The sequence below is a fragment of the Pseudomonas sp. LBUM1673 genome (assembly GCF_059695645.1).
Window position 1 is genome coordinate 5,644,729 of the sequence record NZ_CP166780.1, and the last position, 17,428, is coordinate 5,662,156.

The 17,428-nt window shown below is 59.4% G+C and carries 13 protein-coding genes and 1 pseudogene; 12 read left to right on the top strand and 2 right to left on the bottom strand.

All coding sequences use genetic code 11. From position 1 onward, the window contains the following. Positions 1-431 precede the first annotated feature (431 nt). The 11 genes and pseudogenes from ACA044_RS25855 to ACA044_RS25905 all read left to right on the top strand — a co-directional run bounded on the left by ACA044_RS25855 (position 432) and on the right by ACA044_RS25905 (position 14,194). Positions 432-1,832 carry a polynucleotide adenylyltransferase PcnB gene (locus ACA044_RS25855; protein ID WP_497443865.1) on the top strand — a complete coding sequence of 467 codons (1,401 nt, stop codon included), beginning with the start codon at positions 432-434 and terminating at the stop codon, positions 1,830-1,832. A gap of 3 nt (positions 1,833-1,835) precedes the next feature. Then, complete coding sequence (gene folK / locus ACA044_RS25860; RefSeq protein WP_497443866.1) at positions 1,836-2,321, top strand: 2-amino-4-hydroxy-6-hydroxymethyldihydropteridine diphosphokinase; 486 nt, start codon at positions 1,836-1,838, stop codon at positions 2,319-2,321. Positions 2,322-2,703: 382 nt separating this feature from the next. Further along, a complete protein-coding gene (gene panB / locus ACA044_RS25865) occupies positions 2,704-3,504 on the top strand; it encodes a 3-methyl-2-oxobutanoate hydroxymethyltransferase (RefSeq protein WP_497443867.1) in 801 nt (266 codons plus the stop codon). Beyond that, on the top strand, positions 3,501-4,361 hold the full coding sequence (gene panC / locus ACA044_RS25870) for a pantoate--beta-alanine ligase (RefSeq protein ID WP_497443868.1): 861 nt from the start codon (positions 3,501-3,503) through the stop codon (positions 4,359-4,361). Before panB ends, panC begins: the two co-directional genes overlap by 4 nt. A gap of 244 nt (positions 4,362-4,605) precedes the next feature. Next, positions 4,606-4,986 (top strand): aspartate 1-decarboxylase, encoded by a 381-nt coding sequence (panD, locus tag ACA044_RS25875; protein WP_003228271.1) that lies wholly within the window; start codon positions 4,606-4,608, stop codon positions 4,984-4,986. Positions 4,987-5,217: 231 nt separating this feature from the next. After that, positions 5,218-6,882 (top strand): glucose-6-phosphate isomerase, encoded by a 1,665-nt coding sequence (gene pgi / locus ACA044_RS25880; RefSeq protein ID WP_497443869.1) that lies wholly within the window; start codon positions 5,218-5,220, stop codon positions 6,880-6,882. Between the two features lie 190 nt (positions 6,883-7,072). Beyond that, positions 7,073-9,010 carry an acetate--CoA ligase gene (gene acs, locus ACA044_RS25885; protein ID WP_497443870.1) on the top strand — a complete coding sequence of 646 codons (1,938 nt, stop codon included), beginning with the start codon at positions 7,073-7,075 and terminating at the stop codon, positions 9,008-9,010. Between the two features lie 128 nt (positions 9,011-9,138). Beyond that, positions 9,139-9,732 (top strand): annotated as a pseudogene (locus tag ACA044_RS25890) (thiolase family protein); the annotation flags it as partial. A gap of 100 nt (positions 9,733-9,832) precedes the next feature. Continuing rightward, positions 9,833-10,849, top strand: coding sequence for a class I SAM-dependent rRNA methyltransferase (locus ACA044_RS25895; RefSeq protein ID WP_497443871.1), 1,017 nt, complete (start codon positions 9,833-9,835; stop codon positions 10,847-10,849). Positions 10,850-10,910: 61 nt separating this feature from the next. Then, positions 10,911-13,898, top strand: coding sequence for a DUF748 domain-containing protein (locus ACA044_RS25900; RefSeq protein ID WP_497443872.1), 2,988 nt, complete (start codon positions 10,911-10,913; stop codon positions 13,896-13,898). Next, a complete protein-coding gene (locus ACA044_RS25905) occupies positions 13,898-14,194 on the top strand; it encodes a DUF2845 domain-containing protein (protein WP_497443873.1) in 297 nt (98 codons plus the stop codon). The genes ACA044_RS25900 and ACA044_RS25905 overlap by 1 nt, the downstream gene beginning before the upstream one ends. A 221-nt stretch (positions 14,195-14,415) precedes the next feature. Here ACA044_RS25905 and ACA044_RS25910 read toward each other — a convergent pair whose 3' ends face one another. Beyond that, on the bottom strand, positions 14,416-14,772 hold the full coding sequence (locus ACA044_RS25910) for a BON domain-containing protein (protein ID WP_497443874.1): 357 nt from the start codon (positions 14,770-14,772) through the stop codon (positions 14,416-14,418). A gap of 317 nt (positions 14,773-15,089) precedes the next feature. Beyond that, entirely contained in the window at positions 15,090-15,500 is a 411-nt protein-coding gene (locus ACA044_RS25915; RefSeq protein ID WP_497443875.1) for a pilin, read from the bottom strand. A gap of 226 nt (positions 15,501-15,726) precedes the next feature. Here ACA044_RS25915 and pilB point away from each other — a divergent pair, with 226 nt between their 5' ends. Beyond that, entirely contained in the window at positions 15,727-17,427 is a 1,701-nt protein-coding gene (gene pilB, locus ACA044_RS25920) for a type IV-A pilus assembly ATPase PilB (RefSeq protein WP_497443876.1), read from the top strand. The last annotated feature ends 1 nt before the right edge of the window (position 17,428 follow it).

The window sequence follows — 17,428 nt, forward strand, 5'->3', positions numbered from 1 at the left end:
GGAGAGGCGTTGTATTTGGGGCTTGCCCCACGACCAGGCCGAGAATAATAAAAAACTGTCCCAAGACAGTGCCTGAACTGGTTGGATCGAACGATCATAGCAACACAGCGACCAAAGCAATCCGTTTGCTCTTGGCTCCCGATTGGGAGGGTCATGAAGGAAAACTTCATGGCGAGGGCGCTCAACAAAAACAAGAAGCCCGAAACCAATAATAAAAATAGAGCATGCAACTACTTCTTGGGGAGCTTCGGCTCCCCTTGTGGTTTCTGGCGTTTGGCAGCTGCTACAGGGCTACAGATCGTGCCTGCCAGACATCCCCTTCAAGCGCTTGCGCAGCTTCCTACACCATCCCCCGACTAAATGCTAGAATCCCCGCCCATCATGCGGTCATTCTTCGTTATGGCCGAACATTCCTTCAAACAGTGCATCCCATGCTGAAGAAGTTGTTCCAGTCATTCCGTTCTCCCCTGCGTCGTACGCAACACATCCGCAGCACGCCTGAAGTGCTCAACAGCGGCCAACATTCTCTGCAAAAGGCACAATTCAGCCGGTACGCGGTCAACATCGTCGAACGCCTGCAGAATGCCGGTTACCAGGCTTACCTGGTCGGCGGCTGTGTGCGTGACATGCTGCTCGGCATCACGCCGAAAGATTTCGACGTCGCCACCAGCGCCACACCTGAACAGGTACGCGCCGAATTCCGCAACGCGCGGATCATCGGTCGGCGCTTCAAACTGGTGCATATCCACTTTGGCCGCGAAATCATCGAAGTCGCGACCTTCCGCGCCAATCACCCGCAAAATGACGAGGAAGAAGACAGCAACCAATCTTCCCGTAACGAAAGCGGCCGCATTCTGCGCGATAACGTTTACGGCACCCTGGAAGAAGACGCGCAACGCCGCGACTTCACCATCAATGCCTTGTATTACGATCCGGTCAGCGAGCGCATTCTCGACTACGCCAATGGCGTACACGACATCCGTAATCACCTGATCCGCCTGATCGGCGATCCGAAGCAACGCTACCAGGAAGACCCGGTGCGGATGCTGCGAGCCGTGCGTTTCGCCGCCAAGCTGAATTTCGGTATCGAAAAACACAGCGCCGCGCCAATCCGCGACCTGGCGCCGATGCTGCGCGAGATTCCGTCGGCCCGCCTGTTCGAAGAAGTGCTCAAGCTGTTCCTCTCCGGCCATGCCGCGGACACCTTCGAAATGCTGGTCGACCTGCAGTTGTTCGATCCACTGTTCCCGGCCAGTGCGGCAGCGTTGGAATACAACCCGACCTACACCCACACGCTGATCAGCGAAGCACTGATCAACACGGACCTGCGGATCAAGCAGAACAAACCGGTCACCCCGGCGTTCCTGTTTGCCGCCCTGCTCTGGCCTGCCCTGCCGGCCCGTGTATTGCGTCTGCAAGAACGCGGCATGCCGCCGATTCCGGCAATGCAGGAAGCGGCGCACGAGCTGATCGCCGAACAGTGCCAGCGCATCGCCATTCCGAAACGCTTCACCATGCCGATCCGCGAGATCTGGGACATGCAGGAGCGCCTGCCACGACGCAGCGGCAAACGCGCCGATCTGTTGCTGGACAACCCGCGGTTCCGCGCCGGTTATGACTTCCTGCTGCTGCGCGAAAGCGCCGGGGAACAGACCGATGGCCTGGGCGAATGGTGGACCGACTATCAGGACGCCAACGACAGCGAACGTCGGGACATGATCCGCGACCTCAGCGGCAAGGACGACGGTGCCGGCGCTCCGCGCAAACGTCGCCGCAGCGGCGGCGCCAAGCGCAAGCGCGCTGCCGGCGCACCGAGCACGACAGGCGAGTAAGCCATGGAACGCATCTACATCGGCATGGGCAGCAATCTGGCTGACCCCGCCGAACAGTTGCGCAGCGCTGTCGAGGCGCTGGCGCAGTTGCCGCAGACCGAACTGGTCGGGGTTTCCGCGTTTTATCAAAGCGACTCGCTGCTGCCCGGCCAACCGCGCTACACCAACGCGGTCGCCGCCCTCGACAGCCGCCTCGCGCCACTGGACCTGCTTGATGCGCTGCAAGCCATCGAGAACGGACAAGGCCGCGAGCGTCTTGAACGTTGGGGGCCGCGCACGCTGGATCTGGACATCGTGCTGTTCGGCGATCGACTGATCGACGAACCCCGTCTCAAAGTCCCGCACTATCACCTGCAGGAACGGGCCTTTGTCCTCTATCCGCTGGCCGAGCTGGCACCGGTGGATCTGCGTCTGGCCGATGGCCGCACCCTCACAGAATTACTCGCCGCCTGCCCGTTCGTCGGTCTGGAACGCATTTCTCACGCCTGACAAATATCCCCTGTGGGAGCGAGCCTGCTCGCGATGACGGACTGACATTCAACAATGATGTTGACTGAATGACCGCTATCGCGAGCAGGCTCGCTCCCACATTGGTTTTTTGTCGGACAAGAAATCTGCAAATCATCCCTGCCAACCTGCTGAATCGCATCAGTAACGTCGGTAACACCCCAGACGTAACAACGCGGTAACACACGCAATTGACTTCCCGGGTTCTCCTCACGACTATAGGCGTCCCGCTGCCGCCAACGCGGCGCCAAAGGGCGCAATCCAGGCCTTACAAGCACCACGAAAGAGGGTGCGCCTGTATAAATGACGAATCACGCGCGTTACTCGCAGTAGTTTCCATAGCGCCTGTAATGAGGATTTTTTCATGCCAGCCATCACCCTGACCACGCTCCAGAGCCTCAAGCAGAAAGGTGAAAAGATCACCATGCTGACCTGCTATGACGCGACCTTCGCCCACGCCTGCAACGAGGCCGGAGTCGAAGTGCTGCTGGTGGGCGACTCCCTCGGCATGGTCTTGCAAGGTCACGACAGCACCCTGCCGGTGACCACCGCTGAAATGGCCTACCACGTGGCGGCCGTCAAACGCGGCAACACCGATGCCCTGATCCTCGCCGACCTGCCCTTCATGGCCTACGCCACCCTCGAACAGACCATGACCAACAGCGCGCTGCTGATGCAGGCCGGTGCGCACATGGTCAAGGTTGAAGGGGCACTGTGGCTCGCGGACTCGATCCGCCTGCTGGCCGAACGCGGCATCCCGGTGTGCGCACACTTGGGGCTGACGCCGCAATCGGTCAATATCCTCGGCGGCTATAAAGTCCAGGGCCGCAACGAGAACCAGGCGCGGCAGATGCGTGCCGATGCGATTTCCCTGGAACAGGCCGGCGCGGCCATGCTGCTGCTCGAATGCGTGCCCAGCGAACTGGCCGAAGAAATCTCCCAGGCGGTGAAGATCCCGGTGATCGGCATCGGCGCCGGCAGTGGCACTGACGGTCAGGTATTGGTTCTGCACGACATGCTGGGCTTGTCCATTACCGGCCGCGTGCCCAAATTCGTGAAGAACTTCATGACTGGCCAAACCAGCATTCAAACCGCCTTGAGCGCTTACGTCACTGAAGTCAAAGCGGCGACTTTCCCTGGTATCGAACACGGATTCTCTGCATGAACACCGTAAAAACCGTACGCGAACTGCGGGCCTCCGTGGCCCGTGCCCGTAGCGAAGGCAAGCGCATCGGCTTCGTGCCGACCATGGGCAACCTGCACAGCGGGCATATCGCGCTGATTACCAAAGCCACCCAACGGGTGGATTTCGTGGTCGCGAGCATTTTCGTCAACCCGCTGCAATTCGGCGTCGGCGAAGACCTCGACAAGTACCCGCGGACCTTGGCGGCCGATCAGGAGAAACTGCTCCAGGCCGGTTGCCATCTGCTGTTCGCACCGACCGTCGAAGAAATGTACCCCGACGGCATGGCCGGCCAGACCCGCGTCAGCGTCCCGCAACTCTCCGAAGGACTGTGCGGCGCCAGCCGTCCAGGGCATTTCGAAGGGGTGGCGACCGTAGTCAGTAAACTGTTCAACATGGTCCAGCCGGACCTGGCGATCTTCGGCCAGAAAGACTTCCAGCAACTGGCGGTGATCCGCGCCCTGGTCCACGACCTGAACATGCCGATCCAGATCATCGGCGAACCCACTGTGCGTGCCGCCGACGGTCTTGCGTTGTCGTCGCGCAATGGGTTCCTCAGCGAAGAACAGCGGGCCATTGCGCCAGAGGTCTATCGCACCCTGACCCATATTGCCGATGCAATTAAACAGGGTGAGCGGGATTACCCGACGTTGATCAACGAGCAGATCAAGCAACTCGAAACCGCTGGCCTGCGTGCCGATTACCTGGAAATTCGCCATGCGCTGACCTTGCGTCCGGCGACAGCGCAAGATCGGGACCTGGTGATTCTGGTGGCGGCGTTCCTGGGCACGACGCGGTTGATCGACAACCTGCATCTGAACCTAGACACCCCCGCATAAACACCACAAAACCATTGTGGGAGCGGGCTGTGGCGAGGGGGCTTGCCCCCGTTTGAGTGCATGGCACTCACAAGATCTTTGGCACATCAGAGATTTTGGGGCTGCTTCGCAGCCCAACGGGGGCAAGCCCCCTCGCCACAGGCCCGCTCCCACATTGGATCTATGTCGTTTCCAGACTGTATTGCTGCCCACAAACCCTTCGGGCAAACTGCCCACCGTTCGATTCCGACCTGGGGAAACACTCATGCACGCCATCATGCTCAAGGCCAAGCTGCATCGCGCCGAAGTCACCCATGCTGTACTTGATTACGAAGGTTCTTGCGCCATCGACGGTGAATGGCTGGACTTGTCCGGCATCCGTGAGTACGAACAGATCCAGATCTACAACGTCGACAACGGCGAACGCTTCACCACCTACGCGATCCGTGGCGAAGAAGGCTCGCGCATGATTTCGGTCAACGGTGCCGCGGCGCACAAGGCCAAGGTCGGTGACCGCGTGATCATCTGCGCTTACGCCCACTACAGCGAAGCCGAACTGCTCAACTTCAAGCCGCGCATGCTCTACATGGCCCCGGGTAACGAGCTGAGCCACACCAGCAATGCCATTCCGGTTCAGGTCGCCTGATCGAGCAGCTCCCCCTGTCAGCCTTCCGTTTGTCGGACCGCTCCCTGCTTAAATGTTAAAAAAGTACCGGGAGCAGGTCAGACAAAGTCAAGACAGATTGCAGCGCGAGGTTTACTGTATTCGCCCTGCGCCATGAAATCGTGTCGACGCAGTTGACCGGACGCCCACCCGCAGCGCTCCGGGTTTTTTCATGTTCAAAAGGCCGTTCAAGTAAAAAGGAAAACCGCAGCGATGGCGTACTACCGCACTCCTCACGACGTGACCGCTCTGCCCGCCTGGCAAGCGTTGAATGACCACCGCCAAGCCATGCAGGATTTCAGCATGCGCGAAGCCTTTAATGCCGATCCGCAGCGCTTTACTCAATTCACCCTCAGCAGCTGTGGCCTGTTTCTCGACTACTCGAAGAACCTGATCAACGCCGAGACCCGCAACCTGCTGGTGGGCCTGGCCAACGAAGTCGACCTCAAGGGCGCAATCAAAGCGCTGTTCGATGGCGAAATAGTCAACTCTTCCGAAGGGCGCCCGGCCCTGCACACCGCACTGCGCCGCCCGGTGGGCGACAAGCTGTCGGTCAACGGCGTCAACGTGATGCCCGATGTGCACAAGGTGCTGAACCAGATCACCGACCTCGTGGGCCGTATTCACGACGGTCTGTGGCGCGGTTACACCGAGAAGCCGATCACTGACGTGGTGAACATCGGTATCGGTGGCTCGTTCCTCGGCCCTGAGCTGGTGTCCGAAGCGCTGCTGTCCTACGCCCAGAAAGGCGTGCGCTGCCATTACCTGGCGAACATCGACGGCAGTGAATTCCACGAACTGACCATGAAGTTGCGCGCCGAGACCACGCTGTTCATCGTCTCGTCGAAATCCTTCAACACCCTCGAAACCCTGAAAAATGCCCAGGCCGCACGCGCCTGGTACCTGGCTCAGGGTGGTTCGGAAGCCGAGCTGTACCGTCACTTCATCGCCGTTTCCAGCAACAACGCGGCGGCAGTGGCATTCGGTATCCGCGAAGAAAACATTTTCCCGATGTGGGACTGGGTCGGCGGCCGTTACTCGCTGTGGTCGGCTATCGGTCTGCCGATTGCACTGGCCATCGGCATGTCGAACTTCAAGGAGCTGCTGTCCGGTGCCTACACCATGGACCAGCATTTCCAGAGCGCGCCATTCGAACAGAACATGCCGGTGCTGCTGGCGTTGCTCGGTGTCTGGTACGGCAACTTCTGGGGCGCGCAGAGCCACGCGATCCTGCCGTACGACCACTACCTGCGCAACATCACCAAGCACTTGCAACAGCTGGACATGGAATCCAACGGCAAGAGCGTGCGCCAGGACGGCACGCCAGTGTCCACCGATACCGGCCCGGTGATCTGGGGTGGCGTCGGCTGCAACGGTCAGCACGCTTACCACCAGTTGCTGCACCAGGGCACCCAACTGATTCCGGCGGACTTTATCGTGCCGATCGTCAGCTTCAATCCGGTGTCCGACCACCACCAGTGGCTGTACGCCAACTGCCTGTCCCAAAGCCAGGCACTGATGCTCGGCAAGACCCGCGCAGAGGCCGAAGCCGAGCTGCGTGACAAGGGCATGAGCGAGGATGAAGTGCAGAAACTCGCGTCGCACAAGGTGATCCCGGGCAACCGTCCGAGCAACACCCTGGTGGTCGAACGCATCAGCCCGCGTCGTCTTGGCGCATTGGTGGCGCTGTACGAACACAAAGTATTCGTGCAAAGCGTGGTCTGGGGCATCAATGCCTTCGACCAGTGGGGTGTGGAACTGGGTAAAGAACTGGGCAAAGGCGTTTACAACCGCCTGGTCGGCAGCGAAGAAACCCCGGCCGACGATGCCTCCACCCAAGGCCTGATCAACTACTTCCGCGGCCGTCACCGCGGGTGATTTGACGCCAGTCCTGTAGGAGCGAAGCTTGCTCGCGAAGAACGATGACTCGGTGTATTTGATACACCGAGGCACCTGCTTCGCGAGCAAGCTCTGCTCCTACAGGTTTGTGTTTGTTTTCGGTATTGAACCCTTTCCCCTCTCGGCGCATCTTTATTACTTGTCGCAAAAACAAGCATAAGGAACCGTCATGTTCGATATCAGCACGTTCCCCAAAGCCGATGCCGTCCGCCGGGCTGCCCAGTTAAGTCAAGACGACTACCAACGCCTCTACCGCCAATCCATCGAACACCCCAGCACCTTCTGGGCCGAACAAGCCACACGCTTTCTCGATTGGAGCGCGCCGTGGCAAACCGTCCAGCGTTATGACCTGAAAACCGGTGAGGCGAGCTGGTTCGCCGGCGCAAAGCTAAACGTCAGTTACAACTGTATTGACCGTCACCTGGAAAAACGCGGCGATCAAGTCGCGATCATCTGGGAAGGTGATGACCCCGCCGAATCCGACCGGATCACTTACAAAAAACTCCATCACAACGTCTGTCGACTGGCCAATGTGCTCAAAAGCCGTGGCGTGAAGAAAGGCGACCGCGTATGCATCTACATGCCGATGATCCCCGAAGCCGCCTACGCCATGCTCGCCTGCGCGCGGATCGGCGCGATTCATTCGGTGGTGTTCGGCGGTTTCTCCCCGGACTCGCTGCGTGACCGGATTCTCGACGCCGATTGCCGCACCGTGATCACTGCCGACGAAGGCGTGCGCGGCGGTAAATTCGTGCCGCTCAAACAGAACGTCGACACGGCACTGCAAAACTGCCCCGACGTGAACACAGTGATCGTGGTCGAACGTACCCAAGGCCAAGTTAACTGGGTCGACGATCGGGACATCTGGTACCACCAGGCTTTGCGCGACGTGAGCGACGACTGTCCGCCAGAGCCGATGGACGCCGAAGACCCGCTGTTCATCCTCTACACCTCCGGCAGCACCGGTAAACCCAAAGGTGTGCTGCACACCACCGGCGGCTACTTGCTGCAAGCCGCCATGACCTTCAAGTACGTGCTCGACTATCGCGACGGTGAGGTTTTCTGGTGCACCGCCGATGTCGGCTGGGTCACCGGCCACAGCTACATCGTCTACGGGCCGCTGGCCAACGGGGCGACCACGCTGATCTTCGAAGGCGTGCCAAGCTACCCCAACACCTCGCGCTTCTGGCAAGTGATCGACAAACACCATGTAAACATCTTCTACACCGCCCCCACCGCGCTGCGTGCGCTGATGCGTGAAGGCCCCGAGCCGTTGAAGGAAACGTCCCGCGAGAGCCTGCGGTTACTCGGCACCGTCGGTGAACCCATCAACCCGGAAGCCTGGGAGTGGTATTTCAATACGGTCGGCGAGCAGCGCTGCCCGATTGTCGATACCTGGTGGCAGACAGAAACCGGCGGCATCATGCTCAGCCCGCTGGTCAGCACCCAACGGATCAAACCCGGTTGCGCCACCCAACCGATGTTCGGCGTGCAACCGGTACTGCTCGACGAACACGGCAAGGAAATCAAAGGCGCCGGCAGCGGCATACTGGCCATCAAGTCCAGCTGGCCGGCGCAGATCCGCAGCGTCTACGGCGACCCGAAACGGATGGTCGAAACCTACTTCAAGCCCTACCCCGGCTACTACTTCACCGGCGATGGCGCGCGCCGCGACGAGGACGGCGACTACTGGATCACCGGGCGTATCGACGACGTCATTAACGTCTCCGGTCACCGCATCGGCACGGCCGAAGTGGAAAGCGCCCTGGTGCTGCACGACAGCATTGCCGAGGCTGCTGTGGTCGGTTACCCCCACGATGTCAAAGGCCAGGGCATCTATGCCTTCGTCACCCCCATGAACGGCGTCGAACCCAACGATGAACTGAAGAAAGTACTGCTGGCTCACGTCAGCAAGGAAATCGGCAGCTTCGCCAAACCGGACTTGATCCAGTGGGCTCCGGCCTTGCCGAAAACCCGTTCGGGCAAGATCATGCGACGGATTCTGCGCAAGATCGCCTGCAACGAACTGGACAGCCTGGGCGACACCTCGACCCTCGCCGACCCGAGCGTGGTGCAGGGCTTGATCGACAAACGCCTGAACCCGTAAATCGCTCGTGTCTGCTGAACCGAGACCGGCGCGCACATAACCCGACCGGGCGGTTCGCGATTGGAACCGCCCCACGGCTGTGTGCAAACATGGGGCTCCGATCGATCACCTTCAAGAGGATTCGCGCCATGCAAGACGTCGTCATCGTTGCCGCCACTCGCACCGCCATCGGCAGCTTCCAGGGCTCGCTGGCCAATGTGTCCGCGGTTGACCTCGGTGCCGCGGTGATCCGCCAATTGCTGGCGCAAACCGACCTGGACCCGACGCAGGTCGATGAAGTGATCATGGGCCAGGTATTGACCGCCGGCGCCGGGCAAAACCCTGCGCGCCAGGCCGCGATCAAGGCCGGCCTGCCCTTCGCCGTGCCGGCCATGACCCTGAACAAGGTCTGCGGCTCTGGCCTGAAAGCGCTGCATCTGGCGGCGCAGGCGATTCGCTGCGGCGATGCCGAGGTGATCATTGCCGGCGGCCAGGAAAACATGAGCCTGGCCAATTACGTGCTGCCCGGTGCCCGCACCGGTCTGCGCATGGGCCACAGCCAGATCGTCGACACCATGATCAGCGACGGTTTGTGGGATGCGTTCAACGATTACCACATGGGCATCACCGCTGAGAATCTGGCCGAGAAATACAGCCTGCCCCGTGAGCAACAGGACGCGTTCGCTGCCGCCTCGCAGCACAAAGCCGTGGCCTACCATACAAGCGGGCTTGCTCGCGAAGACGGCCTCATAACCACCACATCCCTCACATTTGCCCCCCAAACTCAACGCCCATAGCTGTTAAACTCCCGCGCCCCCAATTCCCTCCTGCAAGGCGCCCAGCATGTCTTCCTTGAATCAGGCGCTGCGCGCCGCCCTTGATCGTCGTCAGGACCTGCTCGCCGAGCTGCATCAGCAAGGCACCGATTGCTATCGCCTGTTCCATGGCAGCCAGGAAGGTGCCGGCGGCCTGACCATCGACCGCTATGGCCCGCAACTGTTGGTGCAGAGTTTTCACCAGGCGCTTGAGCGTGACGCCCTGCTGCAACTGCACGAGACCATCAATCAACAGCTGAGCCTCGACACCCTGCTGGTTTACAACGACCGCTCCCGCGGCAACTCACGCATCGACCGCGAAGACACGGTCTACCGCGCCGACGAAGCCGCCCTGCAAGATTTGATCGGTCACGAATGGGGGCTCAACTATCGGGTTCGCGGGCGTCACGCCGGCCAAGACCCTTTGCTGTTTCTCGACCTGCGCAACGCCCGCGGCTGGGTCAAGGACCACAGCAAAAACAAAAGTGTGCTGAACCTGTTTGCCTACACCTGTGGCGTCGGCCTCAGCGCCGCGGCCGGTGGTGCGAGCGAGGTATGCAACCTGGACTTTGCCGAAGGCAATCTGGCGGTCGGTCGTGAGAACGGTCTGCTCAACCCGCAATTGCCGACAATGGAATTCATCCAGTCCGATTATTTCCCGGCGATTCGTCAATTGGCCGGCCTGCCGATCAGCCAGCGTCGCGGGCAGAAACTGCCAAGTTATCAACGTCTGGACCCGCGTCAGTACGATCTGGTATTGCTCGATCCTCCGGCCTGGGCCAAGAGCGTTTTCGGCACGGTCGACCTGTTGCGCGACTACCAGAGCCTGCTCAAACCGGCACTGCTGACCACCGCCGACGATGGCGTGCTGATCTGCTGCAACAACCTGGCGAAGGTCAGCATGGACGATTGGCGCGAACAGGTTCTGCGCTGCGCAGAGAAGGCCGGGCGCCCGGTGCGTGAGTGGACAGCGCTGACACCGGGCAGCGATTTCCCGTCGATGGACCAGCAGCCGCCGCTGAAAACACTGATCCTGCAGCTATGAAAATCCACACCGATAATCAGACAAATCCTATAAAGCGTGATTGCTTCGGAACCGCAAACGCATGCCATACTCCAAGGCACTCCGATTCCGACAGATGAAGCCGCACATGCCCAAAGGATTGATTCGCGCTATCGGCGCCTTGTTGACTGCCCTGGCTCTTTATAGCCTGTTGGGGTTTCTGATTTTGCCGGGCATCGCGTTGCGGGTAGCCAACCAACAATTGGCCAACTACGCCACGACGCCCGCCACGATTCAGCGGATCGAACTCAACCCTTTTAGCCTTGAAGTCACCCTTTGGGGCCTGGTCGTCGGCGAGCCGGGCAAGGAGCAAGTGGGCTTCGAACGCCTGTACGCGAACCTGCAGATCGACAGCCTCTGGACCAAGGCGCTGCACCTGTCCGATATCGAACTCGACAAACCCAAGACTGAAATCCTCTTCGGCAAGGACGGTAAGCTCAACCTGCTCGGGCTGTTCAAAATCCCCGCCAGTGAACCGACCCCGGTCGACCCGGACGCCAAACCATTCCCGCTGCGCGTGGAGCGGATCAAACTGGCCAGCGGCTCCGTACATTTCGAGGATGCACGGCCCAGCGAACCCATCGAATTCCTCTACGACAAACTCGACTTCGAACTGAAAAACCTCAGCACCCTGCCCGAAGACAGCGCCGACATGACGTTGGTCGCCGTCGGCCCGGCAGGTGGACAGATCGACTGGAGCGGTAACTTCAGCCTGATCCCGATCGCCTCCGAAGGTAAGCTGAAAATCACCGATGGCAAGATGAAATCCTTTTGGCCCTATGTGCGTGATGCTGTGCCACTCGCACTCGAGGATGGCGTCGTCAGCCTCAGCACCGACTACAAACTCAACCTGGCCAAGGAAACCGAACTGCTGCTGAGCAACGTCGCCGTCAGCGTCGCGCCTTTCGCCATCAAGACTGCGGACGGTCGACCGCTGGCGAAACTCGAGCGGCTGGACATCAGCGAAACCACCGTGGATCTGGCCAAACAGCAAGTGGTGGTCGGCAAGATTCGCAGTCAGAAACTGGAAACCTGGGCCGCCCTCGAAGCCGATGGGCAACTCGATTGGCAAAAACTGTTCGCCAGTCAGCCATCCAAAGCGGCCGCCAAAGCCAATGCCGAGCCAGCCAGCACACCGGCGGTAGCCGATTCACCGAAGCCCGAACCGACCGCGCCGAGCAAGCCTTGGCAGGTGCTGCTCAAAGACGTGCAGCTGCGCGATTATCAGGTGCACCTGGCCGACCGTAAGGCACAACCGGCGGTGGCGCTGGAGCTGGGCCCGCTGAACCTGGACCTGCAAAATTTCGACAGCCTCAATGGTTCACCTTTCAACCTCAAGCTCGACACCGGCGTGGGCAAGCAAGGCAAGATCACAGCGGACGGGGTGGTCAATCTGGCCCCGATCAACGCCAAACTGAAGGTGCAGACCAAGGACATCGACCTGCGCGTCGCTCAGTCCTACATCAACCCGTTCATTCGCCTCGAACTGCGCAGCGGCATGCTGGGCAGTGATCTGGCGGTCGACCTGAAAAGTACCGACCCACTGGCGTTCAACGTCACTGGCCGTGCCCAGGTCGATCAACTGCATACCCTGGACACCCTGAAAACCCGCGACTTCCTCAAGTGGCAGCAGTTGGTGCTCGAAGGCCTGAACTATCAGCACGGCGACAGCCTGTCGATCGACAAGGTCAACCTGTTCCAGCCCTATGCGCGCTTCATGATCAACGATGACCGCACCACCAACATCGATGACCTGCTGATCCCGCAACCGGCCGACTCCGGCGCCACAACCGCCGCGGCAAAGCCCGCAGCCGGAAAAGAAAAACCCTTGGGCATCCACATCGGCGGTATTGCCATCAATGACGGTTCGGCGAACTTCGCCGACTTCAGCCTGACCCCGAACTTCGCCACAGCCATTCAACAGCTCAACGGGAAGATCGGCACCATCGACAGCCGACAGGCAAAACCGGCCAGTGTCGACATCAAAGGCAAGGTCGACCGCTATGCGCCGGTGACCATCAAGGGTTCGGTCAACCCGTTCGACCCGATGGCCGCCTTGGACATCGCCACCAGTTTCAAACGGGTGGAACTGACGACCCTGACGCCCTACTCCGGCAAGTTCGCCGGTTACCGCATCCGCAAGGGCCGGCTCAATCTCGACCTGCATTACAAGATCACCAACGGCCAACTCCTGGCCGAAAACAAAGTGGTGGTCGAGCAGTTGCAACTGGGTGAAAAGGTCGACAGCCCAGACGCGGTGAGCCTGCCGTTGAAGTTGGCGATTGCCTTGCTCAAGGATGTCGACGGCAAGATTTCCATCGAGCTGCCGGTGAGCGGCGACCTGAACAACCCACAGTTCAGCGTCATGCCTATTGTCTGGCAGACCCTGCGCAATCTGATCGTCAAAGCTGCAGCGGCGCCGTTCAAAATGATTGGCGGGCTGGTCAGCGGCGGTGGTTCGCAAGATTTGGGCAGCGTCGCGTTCGCACCAGGTTCAAGTGACCTGAGCAAGGATGCCGAAGCGGCGCTGGTCAAACTGTCTCAGGCGCTCAAGGAACGTCCGGCCCTGCGCCTGGAAATCGAAGGCACCGCCGCCAAGAGCAGCGATGGCCCACTGATCGCCGAGCAACGCCTGGAACGGGAATACCAGTACAACTACTACAAAATGCTCCAGCGCCGCGGAGACAAGGTGCCGGCCCAGGCCTCATTGCTGAATGTGCCGGACAACGAGAAAGCCCCGCTGCTTGAAGGGATCTACCGCACGCGCCTCAAGACCCAGCCGCTCGCCGAATGGAAGGATCTGGGCAAGGAAGAACGCAGCAAAAAAATGCGTGAAGGCGTGATCGCCTTCTGGAGCTCCAGCGAAGTGCTGTTGCGTCAACTGGGGCAAGAACGGGCCAGCAGCATCAAGGATTATCTGGTGGACAAGGGTCAGTTGGCCGATGACCGCGTGTACTTCATCGACGCCAGCCTCGGTGAGGCAGAAAGCGATGGCCGCGTTATTACCCCTATGCATCTGGATGCCGAGTGATGGGCGCACGCTGGCTTCTGAATCTGGCCCTGGTGCTGGCTGCCAGCCAGGCAGCGGCGGCCGATACCTTGCGCTGCGGCAGTCAATTGATCAGCGTGGGAGACAGGTCCAGCGAAGTGCTGCACAAATGCGGAGAGCCCGTTGCCCGCGACCTGCTGGGCTACAAGCGCAGCGCCAATCGCCGGGAAGAGTTTCAGGTCGAGGAATGGACCTACGGGCCCAACAGCGGGATGTACCAGTACCTGCGCTTTGAAGGCAATCGGTTGGTTCGAATCACCAGCAAGCGTGGCAATTGAATCCGCCACAATCCAATGCGGGTGCCAATCAATGTGGGAGCGGGCTTGCTCGCTCCCACAGGTGATTTGCGACACTGCAAATAGAACAGGCCCCGACACGAATGTCGGGGCCTGTAATGGCCACGTCCTTGTGGCCTTTCGCATGAACTCTCAAGTCGCGGCAGACGTATGACTCGGCCCGTCTACCGCACCTTCTCCCGGTCCAGGCGAGAAGCCTTGCCTTACTCGGATTTCAGGCCGTCAGCGGACACAGCTTTGACGCCTTTGATTTTCTTGGCGATAGCCACGGCGGTTGTTTTCTGAGCGTCTGTCAGAACGGTCATGGAAGACAGGGAAACAACGCCTTTGTTGGTTTCGACTTTGATGTCGGTTCCCGGGATGCCTTTTTCGGTCACCAGGTCTGCTTTGACTTTGGTCGTGATCCAGGTATCGGAAACATCCTCTTTCGCTTCAGTGACTTCACCGGCGGCCAGCATCATGGGTGCCTGAGTCACCTGGGTGGTCTGTGCAAATGCAGCGGTGGCCATGGTCAGGGTCAGCGCGGTAGCAGTAGCAGCAGCGATGGCGAACTTCTTCATACGATTAACTCCTGTATTTCTGGGAAGTCTGCTGCGTGTCTTGTCAGCAGGGTTACCAGAGATAGTGCGAACGCTGTGCCAACTGGAAAAGTAAAAATAAACACTTATAAATCAATTAGTTAACAAAAACGCTAATTTTCGAAATCATGCAAAATGCATGACGTTGAAATTATCTACATGCAACTTGCGGGTTTTAACGCAGGCCTAAGGCCATGAATTGTCGGGGGTTTCTCGATTATTCGAACAGCCTGGGAAATGACGAGCAAAAAAATGCCCCGCGTCGTGAAACGCGGGGCATTCGGAGGATGAAAAATGGATCAGGCACCAGTGCAGCCTTTAGGGGCATACTCCTGCGCAGCCGTTGTGGCGCAAGTCCAGCCACCCGCGAGCGTACGCGAAAGCGTAATGGTTTTGGCGAGCACCGGCCCCGGAGCATTGAGGATCGTGCAGCCAATACTGCCCACACCAGTAGAAGCGGTACCCGATGCCGCAATCGTGCAATTACCTGTAGCCGCCGTACCGCCGATCAGATCGAGGGTGGGATCGGTGCCTTGATTGATAATGTCTTCGAAAGGCACCTTCAGTGCCGAGATTTCTGCAAGAGCGGCGGTTACCTTCGCTCGCGCCTGGTACTTCGAATACTGCGGCAACGCAAACGTTGCCAGAATCCCGATGATCGCCACGACGATCAGCAGTTCGATCAGAGTAAAACCTTTTTGATTGTTCATAGACAGGCTCCATGCATGAGTCGAAATCTCATGATCTGAACAAGACAAAGCACAGGCCATGCCAAGCCCCGCGCGCCCCTGCTGACGGGGTGCGAGATCAACGCCAAGACCTTTCCTACCCCCAGAATCCGTACTATCTGACACTTTTTGTCACCTCACCCCGGCTGGTTTGGTTCCACTGCTTGACTAGGCTATAAGTCATTAACCGTCTGCGTCCGGAATCCCAATGAATGACATCGCCCTTAGCGGTCTGGCCAAGCAATTGGTACTGGCCGAGCTGATCACCGACCAAAGTGCGCAACAGGCGTATCAGCAAGCCCAGCGCAATCGAATCTCGCTGGTCAGCTACCTGGTGCAGAACAAACTGTTGAACAGCTGGCAGGTCGCCGAAGTGGCCTCGGAACATTTCGGCATGGCCTTGCTGGACCTCAATTGCCTGGACAAGGACACCCAACCCCGAGGGCTGGTCAGCGAGAAGCTGGTCCGTCAGCACCACGCCCTGCCCCTCTGGCGGCGTGGCAACAAGCTGTTCGTAGGGATTTCCGACCCGACCAATCATCAAGCCATCAACGACATCCAGTTCAGCACCGGGCTGAGCACCGAAGCCATCCTGGTGGAGGAAGACAAGCTCAGCGACGCCATCGAGAAATTCTTCGACAACCACTCCACCGGCCTGGAAGACATGGCCGATGTCGACCTCGAAGGTCTGGATATCGAGTCAGTCGATGACCAGAAACAGGACTCCATCGCAGGGCAAGATGCCGATGACGCGCCTGTGGTTCGCTTCGTCCACAAGATGTTGCTCGATGCGATCAAGAGCGGTTCTTCCGACCTGCATTTCGAACCCTATGAAAAAATCTACCGTGTGCGGATGCGCACCGACGGCATGCTGCGGGAGGTCGCCAGGCCGCCGACGCAACTGGCCAACCGCATCGCATCCCGCCTGAAGATCATGGCCAGCCTCGATATCTCCGAGCGGCGCAAACCCCAGGACGGGCGAATCAAGATGCGTCTGTCCAAAAGCAAGTCCATCGACTTCCGGGTCAACACCCTGCCAACCCTGTGGGGCGAGAAGGTGGTGATCCGGATCCTCGACCCGTCCAGCGCACAAATGGGCATTGACGCCCTTGGCTACGAACCCGACCAGAAAGCCCTGTACATGGCCGCCCTCAAGCAGCCACAGGGGATGATCCTGGTGACCGGCCCCACCGGCTCAGGCAAGACCGTGTCGCTCTATACCGGCCTGAACATCCTCAACACCGTCGACATCAACATCTCCACTGCCGAAGACCCGGTAGAAATCAACATGGAAGGCATCAACCAGGTCAACGTCAATCCCAGGCAGGGACTGGATTTCGCCCAGGCGCTGCGCTCGTTTCTGCGCCAGGACCCAGACGTGATCATGGTCGGCGAAATCCGCGACCTCGAAACCGCCGAAATTGCCATCAAGGCCGCCCAGACCGGGCACATGGTACTTTCCACCCTGCACACCAACAGCGCCGCGCAAACCCTGACCCGCCTGCACAACATGGGGATTCAGGGGTTCAACATCGCGACCTCGGTCAGCCTGATCATCGCCCAGCGCCTGGCGCGCAAACTGTGCAGCCATTGCCGCAAACCCATCGATATTCCCCGCGAGGCGTTGCTCAAGGAAGGCTTCCCTGAGGAACGCATCGGCTCGTTCACGATCTATGAACCGGTCGGTTGCGATCAGTGCAACAGCGGTTACAAAGGGCGAGTAGGTATTTATGAAGTGGTAAAGAACACCCCGGACCTGCAACGGCTGATCATGGCCGAAGGCAATTCACTGGAAATCGACATCCAGATGCGTAAGGACGGCTTCAACGACCTGCGTACTTCAGGCCTGCTCAAGGCCATGCAAGGCATCACCAGCCTTGAAGAAATCAACCGGGTCACCAAGGACTGAA